16 protein-coding genes are annotated in these 17,347 nt (G+C 70.3%); 7 read left to right on the forward strand and 9 right to left on the reverse strand.

Annotation, left to right across the window (positions count from 1 at the left end; translation table 11 throughout):
• Nucleotides 1–11 precede the first annotated feature (11 nt).
• The 5 genes from ASG48_RS05530 to ASG48_RS05550 all read right to left on the reverse strand — a co-directional run bounded on the left by ASG48_RS05530 (nt 12) and on the right by ASG48_RS05550 (nt 5,266).
• Entirely contained in the window at nt 12–1,073 is a 1,062-nt protein-coding gene (locus ASG48_RS05530) for an esterase-like activity of phytase family protein (RefSeq protein WP_244486772.1), read from the reverse strand.
• A complete protein-coding gene (cobT, locus tag ASG48_RS05535; RefSeq protein ID WP_055846467.1) occupies nt 1,070–2,980 on the reverse strand; it encodes a cobaltochelatase subunit CobT in 1,911 nt (636 codons plus the stop codon). Before cobT ends, ASG48_RS05530 begins: the two co-directional genes overlap by 4 nt.
• Before the next feature lie 61 nt (nt 2,981–3,041).
• Nucleotides 3,042–3,512 carry a hypothetical protein gene (locus tag ASG48_RS05540; RefSeq protein WP_055846470.1) on the reverse strand — a complete coding sequence of 157 codons (471 nt, stop codon included), beginning with the start codon at nt 3,510–3,512 and terminating at the stop codon, nt 3,042–3,044.
• Between the two features lie 4 nt (nt 3,513–3,516).
• On the reverse strand, nt 3,517–4,503 hold the full coding sequence (gene cobS, locus ASG48_RS05545) for a cobaltochelatase subunit CobS (protein WP_055846473.1): 987 nt from the start codon (nt 4,501–4,503) through the stop codon (nt 3,517–3,519).
• A 136-nt stretch (nt 4,504–4,639) separates the two neighbouring features.
• A complete protein-coding gene (locus tag ASG48_RS05550) occupies nt 4,640–5,266 on the reverse strand; it encodes a J domain-containing protein (RefSeq protein WP_055846476.1) in 627 nt (208 codons plus the stop codon).
• Nucleotides 5,267–5,394: 128 nt separating this feature from the next.
• Between ASG48_RS05550 and ASG48_RS05555 the strand changes: the two genes are divergently transcribed.
• Both ASG48_RS05555 and ASG48_RS05560 read left to right on the forward strand, forming a co-directional pair.
• Nucleotides 5,395–5,697, forward strand: a complete 303-nt coding sequence (locus tag ASG48_RS05555) for a BolA family protein (RefSeq protein ID WP_055846479.1) — start codon at nt 5,395–5,397, stop codon at nt 5,695–5,697.
• Nucleotides 5,694–6,446 (forward strand): DUF1275 family protein, encoded by a 753-nt coding sequence (locus ASG48_RS05560; RefSeq protein WP_055846482.1) that lies wholly within the window; start codon nt 5,694–5,696, stop codon nt 6,444–6,446. The genes ASG48_RS05555 and ASG48_RS05560 overlap by 4 nt, the downstream gene beginning before the upstream one ends.
• Here the strand turns inward: ASG48_RS05560 and ASG48_RS05565 are convergent.
• The 3 genes from ASG48_RS05565 to ASG48_RS05575 are packed head-to-tail and all read right to left on the reverse strand — an operon-like array spanning nt 6,370 to nt 9,633.
• Nucleotides 6,370–7,893, reverse strand: a complete 1,524-nt coding sequence (locus tag ASG48_RS05565; protein WP_055846484.1) for an HlyC/CorC family transporter — start codon at nt 7,891–7,893, stop codon at nt 6,370–6,372. The two genes, ASG48_RS05560 and ASG48_RS05565, sit on opposite strands and share 77 nt — an antisense overlap.
• 10 nt (nt 7,894–7,903) lie before the next feature.
• Nucleotides 7,904–9,055 carry a 3-dehydroquinate synthase gene (gene aroB, locus ASG48_RS05570; protein ID WP_055846487.1) on the reverse strand — a complete coding sequence of 384 codons (1,152 nt, stop codon included), beginning with the start codon at nt 9,053–9,055 and terminating at the stop codon, nt 7,904–7,906.
• Complete coding sequence (locus tag ASG48_RS05575; protein ID WP_055846491.1) at nt 9,055–9,633, reverse strand: shikimate kinase; 579 nt, start codon at nt 9,631–9,633, stop codon at nt 9,055–9,057. Before ASG48_RS05575 ends, aroB begins: the two co-directional genes overlap by 1 nt.
• 179 nt (nt 9,634–9,812) lie before the next feature.
• On the opposite strand from ASG48_RS05575, the gene ASG48_RS05580 reads away from it, so the two are divergent.
• From ASG48_RS05580 to ampC, 5 genes are all read left to right on the forward strand, one after another.
• On the forward strand, nt 9,813–10,031 hold the full coding sequence (locus ASG48_RS05580; RefSeq protein WP_055846493.1) for a hypothetical protein: 219 nt from the start codon (nt 9,813–9,815) through the stop codon (nt 10,029–10,031).
• Nucleotides 10,028–10,978 carry a site-specific tyrosine recombinase XerD gene (locus ASG48_RS05585; RefSeq protein ID WP_055846496.1) on the forward strand — a complete coding sequence of 317 codons (951 nt, stop codon included), beginning with the start codon at nt 10,028–10,030 and terminating at the stop codon, nt 10,976–10,978. The genes ASG48_RS05580 and ASG48_RS05585 overlap by 4 nt, the downstream gene beginning before the upstream one ends.
• A gap of 318 nt (nt 10,979–11,296) precedes the next feature.
• Nucleotides 11,297–12,253, forward strand: coding sequence for an acetyl-CoA carboxylase carboxyltransferase subunit alpha (locus tag ASG48_RS05590; protein ID WP_055846499.1), 957 nt, complete (start codon nt 11,297–11,299; stop codon nt 12,251–12,253).
• Nucleotides 12,254–12,532: 279 nt separating this feature from the next.
• Complete coding sequence (locus tag ASG48_RS05595; RefSeq protein WP_082529266.1) at nt 12,533–13,540, forward strand: murein L,D-transpeptidase family protein; 1,008 nt, start codon at nt 12,533–12,535, stop codon at nt 13,538–13,540.
• A gap of 213 nt (nt 13,541–13,753) precedes the next feature.
• The gene (gene ampC / locus ASG48_RS05600; protein ID WP_244486774.1) at nt 13,754–14,923 is read left to right on the forward strand and encodes a class C beta-lactamase; all 1,170 of its coding nucleotides are present in this window, start codon (nt 13,754–13,756) and stop codon (nt 14,921–14,923) included.
• Between the two features lie 88 nt (nt 14,924–15,011).
• Here ampC and ASG48_RS05605 read toward each other — a convergent pair whose 3' ends face one another.
• Nucleotides 15,012–17,249: a TonB-dependent siderophore receptor gene (locus tag ASG48_RS05605; RefSeq protein ID WP_082529268.1), complete on the reverse strand. Its 2,238-nt coding sequence runs from the start codon at nt 17,247–17,249 to the stop codon at nt 15,012–15,014.
• Nucleotides 17,250–17,347: the final 98 nt, after the last annotated feature.

Consider the following 17,347-nt stretch of genomic DNA (forward strand, 5'->3'; position numbering starts at 1 on the left):
GGAGGCACGCCTCACGGCGCGCGCGGCGCGTCCAGCCCGGCGGCCTTGCCGTCGTCCACGAGGCGGAATTCCAGGACGATGTTGCGCTGGAGGAAGGAGCCGTTGTCGTCGGAGACGAGCGTCAGGCGCGTCGCGCCCGCATCGTCCGTCCACACGTCGAGCCCTTCCATGTTGTCGATCTCGTCCGAGAGGTCGGCCTCGAAGATCACCGGTCCGGTGACGACGGCGCCCGGGCGGATCGTCTCGCCGGCGATGCGGCGGATGCGGCTGCCGAGTCCGCCGAACGGGCCGGTATAGCGCCGCTCCAGGAGCAGGAGGTCGCCGTCCGGCAGGAAGGCGCCGTCCGTCACGTCCCAGTCCGTCTCGCGCTCCACCGTGAAGGGGCCGTTGCGGCGGCCGCCCAAGAGGCCGGCATAGAGGCGCCCCTGCGTGTCGAGCGAGCGTTCGGACACGGCGACGAGGGCGCCGGCGAGCGGGCCGTCCTTCGGCGAGGCGGCGATGGTCTCGATGCCGCGATTTGCGCGCAGCTCGCGGCGCGGAATCGGCAGGGGCACCGGACGGCCGGGCGCCGCGAAGGGGGTGGCGGCACCGCGATAGGACAGGATGCGGTGGTTGCGCTCGAAGCCGACGAAGACCTCGTCGCCGCGAATGGCGAGGGCTTCGGCGTCGGCCGAGGCCTTGCCGCCCATGTCCTCGCCCTGCGCATCCAGCATCGGCGCCATCACGGCATCCTCGATGCCCTTCAGCCGGCCCGCCTCGTCCCGCCGGAACGCCCCGGCGAACCAGACGCCGCTGTCGGTGACGGCGAGAAAGCGGCGGCCGCCGTCGCGCAGGCGCATCGACGAGATCCCCTTCAGGCGATTGTCTCCGGAGCTGAACTGCAGGCCGCCGATAAATTCGAGCGCCCCGTAGCGCGTGCGCCCGGACGTGCGCGAGAAGGCTTCGATACGGCTCGCCGTCACCGCGATGGGCGACGCGCCGCCGACGACCGGCGCGCGGGCCGAGGAGGGCAGGGGCGCGAGGATCAGAGCCGCCAGAGCGACACCGGCAAGGCGTGTCGACAGATGTCTCACCGGGTGCCGGCCGCGCGGATTCGGGCCGGGGCGCGACCGCCGGAGCCTTCCTGCTCGAAGAGGCTGGCGAGCTGCTCGGTCATGGCGCCCGCCAGTTCCTCGGCATCGACGATGGTGACGGCGCGGCGATAGTAGCGCGTCACGTCATGGCCGATGCCGATGGCGAGAAGCTCGACGGGCGAGCGCGTCTCGATCTCCTCGATGACGGCGCGCAGGTGCCGCTCGAGATAGTTGCCGGGATTGACCGAAAGCGTCGAATCGTCCACCGGCGCGCCGTCCGAGATCATCATGAGGATGCGGCGCTGCTCGGACCGTGCGATCAGCCGGCGGTGCGCCCAGAGCAGCGCCTCGCCGTCGATATTCTCCTTCAGAAGTCCCTCGCGCATCATCAGGCCGAGATTGCGCCGCGCCCGGCGCCAGGGTGCGTCGGCGGACTTGTAGATGATGTGGCGCAGGTCGTTGAGGCGGCCGGGCTTCTGCGGCTTGCCGGCCTTCAGCCAGGCCTCGCGCGACTGCCCGCCCTTCCAGGCGCGCGTGGTGAAGCCGAGCACCTCCACCTTCACGCCGCAGCGCTCCAGCGTGCGCGCGAGAATGTCGGCGCAGGTCGCCGCGACCGTGATCGGGCGCCCGCGCATCGAGCCGGAATTGTCGATGAGGAGCGTGACGATCGTGTCGCGGAAGTCGGTGTCGCGCTCCATCTTGTAGGAGAGGGGTTGCATCGGGTCTGTCACGAGGCGTGTGAGGCGGGCCGTGTCGAGATAGCCCTCCTCGAGGTCGAAGTCCCAGGAGCGGCTCTGCTGCGCCATGAGGCGGCGCTGCAGCCGGTTGGCGAGGCGGCCGACGACGCCCTGGAGCGAGGTCAGCTGCTTGTCGAGGAAGCCGCGCAGGCGCTCCAGTTCCGCCTCGTCGCACAGGTCCTCGGCGCCGACCGTCTCGTCGAAGGCCATGGTGAAGGGCTTGTAGTCGCTCTCGCCGAGCGCGGAGGGCGGGGCCTCGCGCGGGCGGCGCGACTCGCCGGGCGTCTCGCTGTCGGGGCTGTCGTCGTCGACGGGGTCATCGGCGGTCACCTCCGAGGATTCGGCTTCGGCGGCGTCCTGATCCTCGCCCTCGGTCTCCGACTCCTGCGGCTGCGCCTCGTCGGAGCCCGCCTCGCGCTCGGCGCCGCCTTCCTCCTGGTCGCGGGTCTGGCTGTCGCCCTGTTCCTCGTCCTGCGAGTCCTCGTCGCTCTCGTTCTCCTGGCCGAGCTCCTCGGCCATCTCGAGCGAGACGAGCATGTCGCGCATGGCGCGGGCGAAGCCCTCCTGGTCCTCGATCGTCTCGGAGAGCTTGTCGAACTTCTCGCCGGCCCGCTCCTCCACGAAATCGCGCCAGAGATCGACGAGCGCGCGCGCGCTCGGCGGCACGGGGCGGCCCGTCAGCTTCTCGCGCACCATGAGGGCGATGGCGTCCTCCATCGGCGCCTCGGCGCGGTCGTTGACCTCCGAGAGAGAGGAGCGGAAATACTTGTCCTCCAGCATGGAGGCGAGATTGTCGGCGACGCCCGGCATGGCATTGGCGCCGATCGCCTCGCAGCGCGCCTGCTCCACCGCGTCGTAGACGGCGCGCGCGCTCTTGCCCTCCGGCGAGAAGGAAGCGTGCAGGCGCGTGTCGTGTCGCGCCTTGCGCAGCGCCATCGCGTCGGCGATGCCGCGGGTCACGGCGACGTCGTTCTTCGAGGCGCGCTTGGGAAGTTCGGGCAGGCGCGCGCGCTTGCCGGCAAGGCCCGGCCGGTCGGCGGCATAGGTCACTTCCAGCTCGGCATCGCCCGCGATGGCGCGCAGGCAGCCCGCGACGGCGCGCCGGAAGGGCTCGCGATCGGCCGCGACCTTCGCCTTGCCGCCGCGCTGGTTGTCGCCGATGCGTGCCATCAGTGCCTCGATCTTGTCCGGTAGGGTGTCGTTCGTTCGTTCGCGCTTCGAGCAGGCTGCCTCATCGCCAGACCTTCGCGCGCAAGGGCCGGCCCGACGCGTCGACGACGAGAGGGTGAAGGTTCGGCTCGCCGGCGCCGTCGGTCGCCACGAGCACCCGGATCATGCCCTTGCCCGGCAGCGACGGCAACGCGCCGTCGCCGGTGGCAGAGGTGCGGATCGGCCCGTCGACGGACGTCTCGTCCATCACCGCGAAGGCCGCCTGCGGGCAGCGCAGGGTTAGGCCCGGAAGGGGCGCCGCGTTGGGATTGACGACCCGCAGTTCGGTCAGCTTCAGCTCGCCCTCGAAACGCACCGCCACTCCCTGCACGCTGCAATCGCCGAGCTTCGTCAGACCCGGAACGGCGACGCTGCGGAACTCGTAGCGCGGCGCCTTGGCGAGCCGGCCGAACAGGCGGTCGATCGCCCAGCTCGCCGCAACGGCGCCCAGCGCCGCGCCCGCGATCGTCGCGGCGATCGCGGGCACATCCATCGCGTCAGTCCAGGACCACGTTCGCCGAGCTCTCCGGCAGTTCCTCGCCGAAGGCACGCTGGTAGAACTCGGCCACCAGCGGGCGTTCGAGATCGTCGCACTTGTTGAGGAAGGTCACGCGGAAGGCGAAGCCGACATCGTGGAAGATCTCGGCATTCTCGGCCCAGGTGATGACGGTGCGCGGGCTCATCACGGTGGAGAGGTCGCCGTTGATGAAGGCCGAGCGCGTCATGTCGGCGACGCGCACCATCTTGGAGACGACCTGCCGTCCGTCCTTGGTCGCGTAGCTCTTGGCCTTCGAGAGAACGATGCCGACCTCGTTGTCATGCGGCAGGTAGTTCAGCGTGGTGACGATGGACCAGCGGTCCATCTGCGCCTGGTTGATCTGCTGCGTGCCGTGATAGAGACCGGTCGTGTCGCCGAGGCCGACCGTGTTGGCGGTGGCGAAGATGCGGAAGGCCGGGTGCGGGCGGATGACGCGCGCCTGGTCGAGAAGCGTCAGGCGGCCGGAGGATTCCAGCACGCGCTGGATGACGAACATCACGTCGGGACGCCCGGCATCGTACTCGTCGAAGACCAGCGCCACGTTGTTCTGGTAGGCCCAGGGCAGGATGCCGTCCCGGAACTCGGTGACCTGCATGCCGTCCTTCACCGAGATCGCGTCCTTGCCGACGAGATCGATGCGGCTGACATGGCTGTCGAGATTGACGCGCACACAGGGCCAGTTGAGGCGCGCAGCGACCTGCTCGATATGGGTGGACTTGCCGGTGCCGTGATAGCCCGAGACCATGACGCGCCGGTTGCGCGCGAAGCCGGCCAGGATCGCCAGCGTCGTCTGCCGGTCGAACAGGTAGTCCGGGTCGATATCGGGCACATGGGCTTCGGCCGCCGAATAGGCCGGCACGATCAGGTCGCTGTCGAAACCGAAGGTTTCGCGGACGGAGACCGTGGCGTCCGGCAGGGAGGCCACTTCCTTTTCCGCTGCACTCATCACACCTCCAGGGGCACGGCCGCCTTCGGCGTGCCTGTCGTCATCATCGCGTCGCCATCCCGGCGCATCGTCCCGTCGCGGAACGCGGCGGCGGCGGGCGCCGCAGCGCCTGTCGCCGGGCCCGCGTTCCCCGCGCTTAGCAAAACCCGGACTGCTTCAAAAGCTTGTAGGCCTGGATGACGTCGCGCAGCCGGTCCTCGGTCGAGCGGTCGCCGCCATTGGCGTCTGGATGGAGCTGCTTCACGAGAGCTTTATAGCGGGCGCGCACGGCTTCGCCAGTCGCACCTTCGGTCAGGCCCAACTGTTCGAAGGCCTTCACCTCGAGCGAGCGCACCTTGCGGCGCGGGGGCGGGGCCATGGGCTGGCCGTCCGCGCCGAAGAGGTTGAACGGATCCTTCGGGCGCTGGCCGGGCCGGCGCGCGGCGCGTCGGGCGGCCGGCGTCGGGCTGGCGCTCGGATTGGCCGTGCCGTTGTGCCCCATCGGGAAGGTGGGGCGGTGGCCGGTCATCGCGTCCTTCAGGAAGCGCTGGATGTCCTTGTCGTCGAGGCCCGAGAAGTAGTTGTAGGCCTTGTTGTACTGGCGCACGTGATCGACGCAGAAGTTGAGGTACTTGCCCTCCTGGTCGCGGCCGAGGGGCGCCTTGTGGCTTCCCGGCTCGTGGCAGCCTTCCCAGGCGCATTCGGGCGTGCGCGGCGGGGTCGGGCCCCCGCGCTTGCTGCCGCCGACGCGGATCCCGTCGAAAAATTTGGAGTCGAGCTTCATCACGCCGGATTATGGTGCCCGCGGAAGGGGCGAACAAGAATTGACAGATCGGAAAATGCCGCCGACGAAGCGGCACGCCCCCCGGCCGCGACCGGGCGCCCTCCATCGACAGGAACTGTGTGCGAAGAATGACGATCCAGAAGACCATCGAGGCCAAGCTTGAGCGGGCCTTCTCGCCCAGCGCGCTGGCCGTCGTCAACGAGAGCCATCTGCATGCCGGCCACCACCATTCCGGCAGTGACCATCACGAGGCCTTCGACGGCTCGGGCGAGACGCATTTCCGCGTCCGGATGGAGAGCCCGGCCTTCGCCGGCCTGTCGCGCCTGGAGCGCCACAGGGCCGTGAACGCCGTGCTCGCCGAGGAACTGGCCGGCGGCGTCCACGCGCTGGCGATCGAGGCGCGGGCACCCGGCGAGCCGCAGCGCCGGTGAGCCCGCAGGAGGGGAGAGGCGCGCGGGAGGCGCGCGCCGGCACGCGCGGCCGCAAGCGGGCGGCGCGGCGGGCCGTCGGGCTCTCCTTCGTCGCCGCGCTTTCCGCTCTGGCCGGCATGACCGACGCCATCGGCTTCCTCGCCGCCGGCCAGTTCGTCTCCTTCATGAGCGGCAACACGACGCAGCTCGCCATCGCGCTCGCGGCGGGCGACGGGCGCGTCGTCGCGCTCCTGGCCGCCACGCTCTGCCTCTACGTCCTCGGCAACGCGTTCGGCATCGTCGCCCTGCGCCTCCTCGGCGGTCGCCAGCCGGCGCTCCTGACCCTTCTCGCGCTGCCGCTGGCGACCGCCGCCCTCCTGCCGGGGCCGGGCGGGGCGCCGCTCGCGATCTTCTGCGCGGTCCTGTCCATGGGTCTTGTGAACGCCGCCGTCGAGCGGATCGACGGGCATGCCTTCGGCATCACCTACGTCACCGGCGCGCTGTCGCGCTTCGGGCGCGGCCTCGGGCGCCGCATGCTCGGCGAATCCTCGCGTGCCTTCGTGCTCGATCTCGTGCCCTTCGCGGGCATGATGGCCGGCGCCGTGGCGGGCGCGGCCGCCTCCAGCGCCCGCGGGCGCGAGGCGCTGCTCCTGCCGGCGGGTCTGGCGCTCGGTCTGGCCGTCGCCAGCGCCTTCATTCCCCGCGGCTGGCGGCGTCGCTATGTCGGTCTTCCCCGGCCGCGCCGGACGAAGCGTCCGCCGGCGCGCTGACGGGCGCTTCGTCCGCCTCGCCCGCGCGCTCCTCCAGAGGCACGAAATCGGCCTCGCCCGCCTCGTGCCAGCCTTCGTCATAGGCCTCGTAGAGCTCTTCGGGCGCCGGCTCGTGCATGTCGCCGACCGGCACGGGCGCGCCGACGCGCTTGACCGGCACGACGACGCTCGCCGGGCGGATGCGCAAGGTGGCGATGCGGTTCTTGTCGCGTTTCAGGACCGTGAAGCGCTTCTGGAAGAAGGTGAAGGCCTGCCGCTCCTCGGGGATCGTCTGCGCCTCGTGGATCACGAGGCCGGCGATCGTCACCGCCTCGTCGTCGGGCAAGGTCCAGTCGAGGGCGCGGTTGAGGTCGCGGATCGGCACCTGTCCGTCGACGACGACCGAGCCGTCGGCCTCCGTGCGCACGCCCTGCACGTCGATATCGTGCTCGTCGGCGATGTCGCCGACGATCTCCTCCAGGATGTCCTCCAGCGTGACGAGGCCCTCCACCTCGCCATACTCGTCGACGACGACGGCGAAATGCATCTTGCGGCGCAGGAAGGCGTTGAGCTGGTCCTGGAGCGTCGTCGTCTCCGGCACGAACCAAGCGGGCGTCGCCACTTTCAGGATGTCGATCGCGGCCGGGTCGTTGCCGGCCTCCGCGACGGCGCGCAGCACGTCCTTGGCGTGGACGACGCCGACGATGTTGTCGCTCGCGCCCTTCCAGACGGGCAGGCGCGTATAGGGACTGTCGAGCACCTGGCGCACGATCTCGGCCGGCGCGTCGCCGGCATTGATCGTGCGCATCGTCGTGCGGTGGACCATCACGTCGAGGACTTCGAGCTCGTGCAGGTCGAGAAGGCCGCCCAGCCGGTTGCGGTCGGCGTTGACGAGCGCGCCCTCGCGGTGGAGCACCTCCAGCGCGCCGCGCAGCTCCTCGTGGGCCGAGAGCATGGAGGCGCCGGACTGGAGGCGCGTGCCGAAGGCGCGCAGGAGGAAGCGCACCACCGCGTTCACGCCGGCCGTCGGCGGGGCGAGGAGGAGGACGGCGAGGCGCACGGGGCGGGCGAGGCGCAGCGCCACGCTTTCGGGCCGCGCGATGGCGACCGAGCGCGGCAGGATCTGCCCGAAGACGACGACGAGCGTGCCGGTGAGGAGGATCGCGTAGAGAAGGCCGATCGGCCCGAAGAGTTCGAGGAAGCTGCTGGCGGCCAGCGCGGCGGCGAGGATGTCGACCAGCGTGCCGCCGATGACGAGCGCGCCGATCAGCCGGTCCTTCTTCTCGGTGAGGCGCAGGAGAAGCGGCGCGCCGACGACGCCCTGCGTGACGAGCGCCTGGATGCGCGCGGCCGAGAGGGCGGTCGTGGCCGTGCGCGCCGCCGCGAAGAAGGCCGAGACGGCGACGAGAAGGAGGACGCCGCTCAGCGTCCACCAGAGTTGAGGGCTTTCGAGCGCGGCCGCCGTCAACGCGCCCGCCTCACGCGGTGAGCTCCGCGCGCAGGAAGCGCTCGAGCGCGGCGGGCTCGATGTCGCGCGCCACGAAGGCCTCGCCGAGAGCGCGCACCAGGATGAAGGTCAGCCGGCCGCGCGCCACTTTCTTGTCCTGCTGGATCGCGGCCATCAGGCCCTCGACGGTGAAGGGCTCGCCCGGAACGTCGGCGATGCGCGTCGGCAGTCCCGCGGCGGCAAGATGGCGTGCGACGCGGCCGGCGAGCGCGGGATCGCACAGGCCGAGCTCGGCCGAGAAGCGGTGCGCGAGGCACAGGCCGATCGACACGCCCTCGCCATGGACGAGACGGGCGGGATCGTAGCGCACGCCCGCCTCCAGCGCGTGGCCGAACGTGTGGCCGAGATTGAGAAGCGCGCGGTTGCCGTGCTCCTCCTCGTCGCCGGCGACGACGGCGGCCTTGGCCGCGCAGCTCTCGGCGATCGCCCGGCCCCGCTCGGGCCCGCCGGCGAAGATCGCCTCGCGCGCCCCTTCGAGCCAGGCGAAGAAGTCCGGCCGGTCGATCAGCCCGTATTTGACGACCTCGGCATAGCCGGCGGCGAATTCGCGCGGGCTCAGCGTGTCGAGAAGATCGGTGTCGGCCAGCACCAGGACCGGCTGGTGGAAGGCGCCGATCAGGTTCTTGCCGCGCGGCGAGTTGATGCCCGTCTTGCCGCCGACGGAGGAATCGACCTGCGAGAGGAGGGTCGTCGGCACCTGCACGAGCTTCATGCCGCGCCGCACGATGGCGCTGGCGAACCCCGCCAGATCCCCGATCACGCCGCCGCCGAGCGCGACGACCGCATCGCCACGCTCAAGTCGCGCGGCGATGACGGCGTCGACGACGCGTTCCAGATGCGCGAAGCTCTTCGTCGTCTCGCCGGCCGGCAGGACGATTTCCGTGTGGTCGATGCCCGCCCGCGTCAGCGAGGCCTGCAGGGCCGGGAGGTGATGGCCCGCGACCGTCTCGTCGGTGACGACGGCGACGCGCGCGCCGGGCAGCCGGTCCGCGATGCGCGCGCCGGCCGTGGCGAGGAGGTCGGCCCCGATGAGGATGTCGTAGGAGCGGGGCCCGAGGTCGACAGGCACGCGGGCGGGCTCGCCCGCCTGCGGCGCCGCGTCCCGGCGGATCGGTTCGCCCATCAGGCCGTCTCCTTCGCAAGTTGCAGCGCGAGCGTCTCGGCGATCTCCAGCGCGATCGTCTCGCGCTTCACATTGCGGCTGACGATCGTCACGTCCGCCAGCGCGTAGACCGGGTAGCGCCTGGCCATGAGGTCGGCCATCACGCCGCGCGGATCGGCGCTCCTCAGGAGCGGGCGGTTGCCGCGCCGGCCGACCCTGTCCATCAGCGTGTCGAGATCGGCCTTCAGCCAGACGGTGATCGTGTTCTCCTTCAGGACGGCCCGCGTGCCCTCGTCCATGAAGGCGCCGCCGCCGGTCGCGATGACCTGCGGCCCGTCCTGCGAGAGGCGCCGCACGACGCGGGCCTCCAGCGCCCGGAACTCGGGCTCGCCATAGGCGGCGAAGAGTTCGGGCACGCTCATGCGCGAGATCGTCTCGATCTCGACGTCGCTGTCCTTGAAGGGGAGGCCGAGAATCTGCGCCAGCCGGCGTCCGACCGTCGTCTTGCCCGCGCCCATCAGCCCGATCAGCGTGACCGACCGAGGGCCGAGGCGGCTGACGATGGCCGCCCGTGCTTCGGGTGTGAGGTCGCAGATCATGGGGCCTTTCGCGGCGAAACGGGTCTGATCTCAGGTTTCGAGGGGCAAACAGGAATTCGCCCGTTGCGTCAAGCCGCGCTCCGCCCGCCTCCGAGCCGCGCTTGCAACGCCCTTCGTATGAGCTAGAACGACGCGTCCGCGAGGGGACGCCTTTTGCCGAAAGTGAGACACCGCGAACGATGCCGACCCTCGTCCGCCTCCTGACGATTCTCGCCCTCGTCGCAGGGTTCGTCCTCGCCGTCATGGCCGCGCTCGTGACCTTCGTGGAGCCGACGCGCCGCGAGACGATCGTGGACGTGCCGCTGCCGCGCTTCGAGCCGGCGCCGGAGGTGGAGGCCGCGCCCGAGGCGGTCGCGCCGGTCGAGGACGCGCCGGCGAGCCCACCGGCGCCGCAATGAGCGCCGGCGCGCGGGACGGCGCGACGATCGAGGCCTTCCTGGAGATGATGGCCGTGGAGCGGGGCGCGGCCGAGAACACGCTTCAGGCCTATCGGCGCGATCTCGAGGACGCGGCCGGCTTCCTGGCCGGGCGCGGCGCCACGCTCGCCGGCGCCGACACGGACGGGCTGAGGGCCTATGTGGCGCGCCTCAACGACCAGGGATTCGCCGAGACCAGCCAGTCGCGGCGCCTCTCGTCGCTGCGCCAGTTCTACCAGTTCCTCTATGCCGAGGGGCGGCGCGGCGACGACCCGACCGGGCCGCTCGAAAGCGTGCGGCGCGTGCGGGCGATTCCGAAGATCATGAGCGAGGACGAGGTCGACCGGCTTCTGGCCCGTTCGGCGCTGGAAGCTGCGGCGGCGGGCCTTTCGCCCGGCGAGGCGGCGCGGGCGGCGCGCATGAACGCGCTGGTCGAACTCCTCTACGCCACGGGCCTGCGCGTCTCCGAACTCGTCTCGCTGCCCAAAGCGGTGCTGCGGGCGCGAAGCCGCGTCATCGTCGTGCGGGGCAAGGGCGACAAGGAGCGCATGGTGCCGATCGGCCTCGCCGCGCAGGAGGCGCTGGCGGCCTTTTCCGAGGCGATGCGGGTCGCCGGGCTCGGGCAGGAGAGCGAATGGCTCTTTCCCGCCCTTTCCGAGAGCGGCCACCTCACGCGCCAGGCCTTCGCGCGCGATCTCAAGGCGCTGGCGGCGCGCGCGGGCATCCCGGCCGCGCGCATCTCGCCGCATGTGCTGCGCCACGCCTTCGCCAGTCACCTCCTGCAGAACGGCGCCGACCTCCGTTCGGTCCAGGCGCTGCTCGGCCATGCCGACATCTCGACGACGCAGATCTACACGCATGTGCTGGAGGAGCGCCTGATCCGGCTCGTGACCGACCATCACCCGCTGTCGGACCTGGCGGGCGACTGAGGGCGCTCGATCAACGGGCAGGGCGCCGCGTCGTCCGCAGCGCGAGCGCGGCGAAGAGGAGGGCGGCCGGCCCGAGGAGGAGCCCGGCGCGCAAGGGCGCCTCGGCGGCATCCGCTGCTTCCGCGGCGCAGTCCATCGCGTGCCGCGCGGGCCGCGCGCTTAGTTTCTTGACAAGCGCAGGGCGCGTCGCCAGTTTCCCGCCGGAACTCGAACCGCCCGGCCACGCTGCTGCCGCGACCGGCTCCCGGCCGGACGGTCCGTCCGGACGCCCGCAAAGAGGCGTCCCGGCCGCGGGGCGGCCGAAACCCCACGGACCGCATGCACAACTATCTCGAATTCGAAAAACCGGTCGCCGATCTCGACGGCCAGATCGTCGCCCTGAAGAAGCTGGGAACGGGCGAGGACGGCGGCGTCGACGTCGCCGACGAGATTCAGCGGCTGGAGAAGCGCTCCCGCGACGCGCTCGCCGATCTCTACAGGAAGCTGACGCCCTGGCAGAAGACGATGGTGGCCCGCCATCCCGACCGGCCGCACTGCCTCGACTACCTCTCCGCGCTCATCACCGACTTCACGCCGCTCGCCGGCGACCGTTCCTATGCCGAGGACCACGCGATCGTCGCCGGATTCGGGCGCTTCGACGGTGTCTCCGTCGCCGTGATCGGCCAGGAGAAGGGCAACGACACGCAGACGCGCCTCAAGCACAATTTCGGCATGGCCCGGCCCGAGGGCTACCGCAAGGCCGTGCGCATCATGGAACTCGCCGAGCGCTTCGCGATTCCCGTCCTGACGCTCGTCGACACGGCCGGCGCCTATCCGGGCATCGGCGCCGAGGAGCGCGGCCAGGCCGAGGCCATCGCCCGCTCCACCGAGACCTGCCTCAACCTGAAGGTTCCGCTCGTTTCGCTGGTGATCGGGGAGGGCGGCTCGGGCGGCGCCATCGCCATCGCCGCGGCCAACCGCGTCCTCATGCTGGAGCACGCGATCTATTCGGTGATCTCGCCGGAGGCCGGTGCCTCGATCCTGTGGCGCGACGCGACGCGCGCCCGCGACGTGGCGCAGGCGATGAAGATCACCGCGCAGGACCTCAAGGAGTTCGGCATCATCGACGAGATCGTCGACGAGCCGCTGGGCGGCGCCCACCGCTCGCCCGAAGAGGCCATCGCCAACGCGGCCGGCGCGATCCGGAACGCCTTCGCGGGCCTGTCCGGTCTCGACGGTGAGTCCCTGCGGCGACAGCGGCGCGAAAAGTTCCTCGCCATCGGGCGGAATATCTAGAGCGTTGCCGGCCGGCCACAGGTCGCCGGCCGAATCCGTCTCGCCGCAGGCCCTGCATTGCGGCGGTTCCCGTGCGCCGGTAAACCCTTGGTGAAGGTGAGCTGCGTATCCCCGCACATTAAGGGTTACGCAACCATTCCGGGGTCTAAGGGGGAAGCGTCCTCCGTCGTCGCTGCGCTCACGCGCGAGGCGGGAGGCGCGAACGGTCCCGGTTCGGCCGCCTTCGGGGCGCCGCGTCCGGGAATGGCGGTCCGCCGCCAGTGCGAGGGGACATTGGATATGATCGTTCGACGCCTTCTCACCGCCGCGGCCCTGACCGCCGGGCTCTTCGCTGTGACCTCCTGCAAATACGACGATCTCCTGCCCTCGCAGGCGCCGATGTCGGCCGCCCTCGCCAAGACGATCGCGGCCAAGAACATGGGGCAGAACGCGCCGATCCTGGTGCGCCTGTTCAAGGAGGAGTCCGATCTGGAGGTCTGGAAGCAGACGACGGACGGGACCTACGAGCTCCTGAAGACCTACGACATCTGCGCCTGGTCGGGGAAGCTCGGGCCGAAGAAGGCCGAGGGCGACCGCCAGGCCCCCGAGGGCTTCTACACGGTGACGCCCGCGCAGCTGAACCCGAACTCGAACTATCACCTCGCCGTCAACATGGGCTATCCCAACGCCTACGACCGGGCGAACGGGCGCACCGGCAGCCACCTGATGGTGCACGGCTCGTGCAATTCGTCCGGCTGCTACGCGATGGACGACGCGCAGATCCAGGAAATCTACACGCTGGCGCGCTACGCCTTCCAGGGCGGGCAGCGGGCCTTCCAGATCCAGGCCTATCCGTTCCGCATGACGCCCAAGAACATGGCGCGCCACCGCAAGTCCGAGCACTACGCCTTCTGGAAGATGCTGAAGACGGGCTCGGACTATTTCGAGGCGACGCACAAGCTGCCGAATGTCGGCGTGTGCGAGAAGCGTTACATCTTCGACCAGACGGCCGAGACCGTCGCCGGCCTGACCCCGAACGGCCCGTGCCCGGAAATCCCGGTGGCGCAGACCGTCGCCGCCAAGCAGGCCGCCGACGAGGCGGAGGAGCTGAAGATCGCCTCCTCGCTGAGCCCGAGCGACTTCGCCCAGACCTCGACCTTCACCTATCGCACCGGCCAGCCCATCACCGCCGAGGCCTATGCCGCCGAGCAGCACCGGCGCGAGGGCTACGACCGCACCGGCCAGCGCATCCCCGGCACGCCCCGCGCCCCGGCAGGCGGCAGCGTGTTCTCGACATTCCTGGACTGAGCGGGCTTCGCAGCCCCGACGCAGTCACGCCGCATGTCGCGCCCGCCGGAGAGATCCGGCGGGCGTCGTCGTTCGCGGGGCAGGGGAAAAGGCGGCACGGATGAGATGCCTTGCGAAGACCTGTGGATGGCGCGCCGCGAACGCCCGAAGCGACGCCGCGACGCCACCTTTCCCCGTCAGAGGATTTCGATCGCAACGCATCGAAGGTGTCCCTTGATCAGATCCTGCATCGCCGCCGCGCTCGTCACCGCCGCCGCCGGAGCGGTTCCCGCTAAGGCTCTCACGCCCGCCGAGTTCCAGGACATGGCGGCGCGGATCTTCCTGCCCGTCGTCGAGGCGCACGACATCCCGGGACTGGCCGTCGGCCTCACGATCGACGGCGAGGAGTATTACTTCACCCATGGCGAGGCGGTTCGGGCGACCCATGCGCCGGTGATGGCGGAGACGATCTTCGAGCTGGGTTCGGTCAGCAAGCTCTTCAACGTCACTCTCGCCGCACTCGCCGAGAGACGGGGGCTCCTGTCGCTCGGCGACAGCGTCTCGCGCCACAGGCCGGCGCTGAAAGGCTCGGCCTTCGACAGGATCACGCTCGTCAATCTCGCCACGCACACGACGGGCGGCCTGCCGCTCCAGGTGCCGGAGACCGTCGCCGACGACGGGGATGGGCTGACGGCCTATCTGCGCGCCTTCACGCCTAACGGCGATCCGAATGCGACGCGCTCCTATTCGAACGTCAGTATCGGACTTCTGGGACAGATCACGGCGGAACGCTTCGCGATGCCCTACGCGCAGGCCGCGCAGTCGGTCCTGTTCGAGGGTCTCGGCCTCTCCAGCACCTTCGTCTTCGTTCCCGACGACGCGGCCGATCGCTACGCCTTCGGCTACGCGAAGGACGGCGACCGCCCGGTCCGGGTGAACCCGGGCGTCCTCGACGCCGAAGCCTACGGCGTGAAGTCGACCGTCAGGGACATGACGCGGTTCCTGGAAGCCAATCTCGGCACGATCGATCTTCCCGAAGACGTTTCGGCGGCGCTGGCAGAGACGCGCACCGGTCGTTTCAGGACGCAATACTACGTCCAGGACCTCGTCTGGGAGCAATATCCCTGGCCCGTGGACCTGCAGCGGCTGAAGGACGGGAATTCGAGCGCCATGGCGCTGAAGCCGCAGCCCGTCGAGCGGCTGGAACCGCCCCTGTCGCCGGCATCGGACGGCGTGTTCCTCAACAAGACCGGGGGCACGGGCGGCTTCGGGTCCTACGTCGCGCTCGTTCCGGGGCGCCGGATCGGGGTCACCGTCCTGGCGAACCGGAACTATCCGAACGAGGCCCGCGCCGAGGCGACGAGACGTCTGATCGAAGCGGTCGAGGCGGCGTCCCGCCCCTGAGGGCGGCGGGCGGGAGTCCGGCATTCGAGCATCGCGCGGGGTCCGGCGCGACGGACCGCCGGCCCCGCCCGTTCGACCCGAGGACGGATCAGAACTCCACCGAGGTCGAGATCCTGAAGGTGCGTCCGGCGCCGGCGGCCAGGAAGCCGCGTGCCGAGGAGGCCCAGTAGGCTTCGTCGAGGACGTTCTCGATCGTTGCGACGACCTCCACCGGCTTGGCGTAGGGGCCGGTGAACGCGTAGCGCAGCCCCGTGTCGAAGCGGGTCCAGTCGTCGACCTTCTGGGTGTTGGCCTGATCGTAATAGGTGGAGCCCGTGTGCACCATGCGGCCGGTGAGGGTGAGGCCCGGCGCCAGCCAGGTCACGTCGTACTCGCCGTAGAGATTGATCGCCGTGCCTGCCACGCCGGGAACCGTGTTGCCGTCGAAGCGCCCGCCGGCGGTTGTCTCGAGGTCCGCATCGAGGAAGGTGACGCCGCCCAGAAGGCGCACGCCCTCGAGCGGCTCGCCGTAGAGGCTGAACTCGACGCCGCGGTTGGACTGCAGGCCGTCGACGGCGAAGAGGCGCGTCGTGGGATCGGTGAAGGCGCTCGGCTGCTCGATCTCGAACAGCGCGGTCGTCAGGCCGAAATTGCCGAAGTCGTATTTCACGCCGACCTCCTTCTGCCGACTGACGATGGGCGCGAAGACTTCGCTGGCGTTCAGCGCCGTGGCCGGAGCCGTCGGCCCCTCCGTCAGGGCCTCGACATAGTTGCCGTAGACCGACAGCCGATCGGTGAGGCGCACGACCGTGCCGACCGCCGGGCTGAAGCGGGCCTCCTCGTAATCGTAGGTCTGGTCGCCGAGCGTGGGGCCGGGAACGGTGGAGAAGCCGCGCGATCGGATGTCCTGATAGCGCCCGCCGAGCGTGACCTGGATCCGGTCCTGCGCGAAGGAGAGCGTGTCGGACACGGCATAGCTCTTGAGCAGGAGGTCCGCGAAGAGCGGGCGCCCGCTGGCCAGCGGAAAGTCGAAGGAGGGAATGCGGCTTTCGGGCAGGAAACTCGGATCGTAGATGTTGGTGGCGAAACGCGGCAGCGACAGGCGCGCGAAGCCGCCGCGGAAATTCTCGTTCTGCGCCACGGAGACCGACAGGCTCAGCTGGTGGCCGACGAAGCCGGTTTCGAACTGCGAGCGCAGGCCCGCCTCGCCGGTCTTGCCCTCGATCTGCTGCGGCTGGATGGCGAGCGTGGCCGTCGCGTTCCCCGCCGCGTCTTCGATCAGGTAGGAGGAGGTCAGGAAGTCCTCGCGGTAGCGGCTGGCGCCGCCGGCCGCGTAGAGGGTCGTGTTCTCCAGGATGTCGTATTCGACGCGCCCGGCGCCCATCGTGTGGTCGCTGTCGATATATTCGAACGAATTGGCCGTGTTGACGCTGCCATCGGGCGCGCGGGGGATCGCGATTCCGGGCGCGGCGCCGTTGAACAGCGAGGTCGGCGCGTCGATCTTCTGGTCCGAATGCGTCAGGTCGAGCGAGGCGCGCAGGCGGTCGCCGCGATAGTCGAGGCCGAGCGCCCCCGCGCCGATCTCGATATCGTTGCGATCGAGCGTCGTGTCGCCCGCGCGATAGGAGCCGTTGGCGCGGATGCCCCATTCACCGGAGGGGCCGTAGCGCCGGCCGAAGTCGAATTGCGGCGAGACCTGCGAATCGCTGGCGAAGCCCGTCGTCAGCCGCGTCAGGGGCTCGTCGCCGGCCCGCTTGGGAACGAGGTTGATCGTGCCGCCGACCCGTCCCAGGCCCCCGTTGACGAGAGCCGAGGGTCCCTTGAGGATCTCGACGCGCTCGATGCCGTCCAGGAACGAGCGGCGCGGATTGGCGATGTAGAACAATCCGTCGAAGGCGGTGTCGAGATTGACCACCGAGAAGCCGCGGATGAAGAAGGCGTCGCGCTCGCTGAAGGCGGGGGCGTCGTTGCGCACGGACGGATCGTTCAGAACGGCGTCGGCCAGGGTTCGGGCCTGCTGATTGCGCAGCAGCGTATCGGTGAAGCTCGTGACGTTGAAGGGCGTCTCGAGCGTCGAACGGTTGCCGAGGGCGCCGAGCCGGGCCCCGGTCGCGACCTGGCCGCCCGCGTAGGGCGCCGGGGGCTCGCCCACGGTGCCCGTCGCCGGCTGTCCGCCGAGGGACGCGTCGATCACCACCTCGTCGAGGAGGATCGGGTCCGAGGCCGCCGGCGAAGGCCGCGCGCCACCGGCGCCCGCCACCTGCCCCTGGGCCGAACCCTGGCCAAGCGCGAGCAGCGAGACCCCGAGGAGGGCGCTCCGAAGGAAGGCGGTCGCGTGCGGGGACATCGTGTTCTCCAGGGTCGGCGGGCCAAAGGCCGAGGGGACGGGCGTGGTCTCCCTTACGGAAGGCCTCGCCCTGTCCTCAACGAAGAACGTCTCTAAAC

This window comes from Aurantimonas sp. Leaf443 (genome assembly GCF_001425575.1).
Taxonomy (GTDB): Bacteria; Pseudomonadota; Alphaproteobacteria; order Rhizobiales; family Rhizobiaceae; genus Leaf443.